The 2,170-nt window shown below is 31.2% G+C and carries 3 protein-coding genes; 2 read left to right on the top strand and 1 reads right to left on the bottom strand.

Features of this window, described 5'->3' with window-relative positions; all coding sequences use genetic code 11:
• Positions 1 to 216: 216 nt before the first annotated feature.
• Positions 217 to 1,734 (top strand): sodium-dependent transporter, encoded by a 1,518-nt coding sequence (locus tag VJ881_07470; protein HKL75889.1) that lies wholly within the window; start codon positions 217 to 219, stop codon positions 1,732 to 1,734.
• Position 1,735: 1 nt separating this feature from the next.
• Positions 1,736 to 1,858: a methionine/alanine import family NSS transporter small subunit gene (locus VJ881_07465; protein ID HKL75888.1), complete on the top strand. Its 123-nt coding sequence runs from the start codon at positions 1,736 to 1,738 to the stop codon at positions 1,856 to 1,858.
• Between the two features lie 89 nt (positions 1,859 to 1,947).
• Here the strand turns inward: VJ881_07465 and VJ881_07460 are convergent.
• The coding region (locus tag VJ881_07460; protein ID HKL75887.1) for a hemolysin III family protein at positions 1,948 to 2,170 on the bottom strand (223 nt) is incomplete at its 5' end.

The following is a 2,170-nucleotide window of genomic DNA, read 5'->3' as shown; positions in this document are numbered from 1 at the left end:
AAAATAGAAACTTATATATAATTATTACATAAGTCAAGATTTATTTATAATATTTTTAAATGAAAGGAGATGATATATATAAAAGAAAATATTAACTTTTATTCATAATAATATCTTCAAGTAGTATTTAGTAGTTTTTTTTAAGAATGAGAATAAGATATTTAAAGTAGTTAGTATGTATAATAAAAAATTACAAAAAAGAAGGGAGAATCTAGTATGCAACGAGATCAATGGGGAAATCGAGCAGCGTTTATACTTGCTGCAGTTGGTTCAGCAGCAGGTCTGGGAAATGCGTGGCGTTTTCCATATGTAGTATTTAAAAATGGTGGTGGTGCATACCTCATTCCATATTTTGTAGCACTTCTAACAGCAGGTATTCCACTAATCATTATGGAGTTTGCCTTAGGTCAAAAACATCAACAGGGTGCTCCAGGATCATTAGCAAAAATTAAAGATAAATTCGAATTTTTTGGTTGGTGGCCTGTAATCTCAGCTTTTGTCATAGTTAGTTATTATGCAGGAGTAATGGGCTGGGCCTGGAATTATGTTGCTGATGCATTTACTGGTGCCTGGATTGGTGCTAATACCCAGGATTATTTTTATAATAATGTCCTAAAAATATCTTCTGGGCCGAGTGAACTCGGAGGTTTTAGTTTTTCAGTTCTTGTAGGAGTTGTATTAACCTGGATTTTAATTTATTTCATATTGAGAAATGGAACTGAAAGTGTTGGGAAGGTAGTCTGGTTTACAGTACTTTCACCAATTGTTCTATTATTAATTTTAATATTTAGATCAGTTACTTTACCTGGTGCTATTGCTGGTATAAATTATTACTTACAACCAGACTTTTCAGTTTTAACTAATTTTAGGGTCTGGATTGATGCCTATTCTCAGGTATTTTTCACACTCAGTCTTGGGATGGGAATTATGATTGCTTATGCCAGTTATATGCCCGAAGACTCTGATATTATTAATAATGCTCTTATTACTGTTTTTGCTAACTCAGGTGTAAGTTTTATGTCTGGCTTTGCTATATTTGGAACCTTAGGCTATATGGCTCAAAATCAGGGAGTTCCAATTGATGAAGTCGCTACTGCAGGAGTTGGTTTAGCATTTGTAACTTATCCTAATGCTATAAACATGTTACCAGGAGGACCGATAGTGGTTGGATTTTTTGGAATTGTTTTCTTTGTAACTCTTTTAACTCTTGGTATTGATTCTGCTTTCTCTTTAGTTGAATCTAATGTAGCTGGTTTTTCTGATAAATTTAACTGGGAAAAAAGAAAAATTACTTTAACAGTAATATCATTACTATTTATTGCCGGTTTAGTATTCTCAACTAAAGCTGGCCTATATTGGCTTGATATTGTAGACCATTATATTAATAATTATGGACTGATTGTTGGAGGTATATTAGAAACAATAGCAGTTGGATGGTACTATAAACCAGATAAACTTAGAAATTATTTCAATCCAATTTCAGAATACAAATTTGGTAGCTGGTGGAATATAATGATCAAATTTGTAGTACCAATTGTTTTGATTTTCCTACTTATTAGAAACCTTATCGCTGATATCAATACCCCATATGGTGGTTATAGTATGGGACCTCAATGGATTGGTGGTTGGGGTATGATTATTGGTGTTGGTGTAGTTAGTTATTTCTTAAGTCAAACAACCAGTACAAAATTGGATGCAAATGACATATCAGACAAGAATATAGGAGGCGAGTAATATGTCTACTTCTGCAATAATTATGCTCATTTTCGCTGTTACCGTTATTTATGGCGGTTTATTTGTAACTATTAGAAAGGCTTTAAAATCTTCATCAAAAAAGCCAAAAGATAATAATAGTTAAATGAATTATTTAAAGCCTGGAATGTAAAAATTCCAGGCTTTTTTTATTTGTACAATATTAAATTTGATATTTTATTATTCATTTTTTAACTAAAGTACTAATGCATAATAAACTAATAAATAATGTAAAATAGCACCTATTAAAATAAAGATATGAAAAATCTCATGAAACCCAAAATTTATTTTAAACTGTGGTTTTTTTATAATATAAAATACAGCCCCAATAGTATAAGCCAGTCCTCCTCCAAACATGAATATTAATGACATATCAGACATAGTGGAAATAAATTCTTTTATTGGAACAATTCCCATC

The sequence above is a fragment of the Halanaerobiales bacterium genome, from assembly GCA_035270125.1.
GTDB lineage: Bacteria > Bacillota > Halanaerobiia > Halanaerobiales > DATFIM01 > DATFIM01.
Note: the sequence above shows the minus strand (reverse complement) of the source record. Positions and strands in the feature narration are given on the sequence as shown.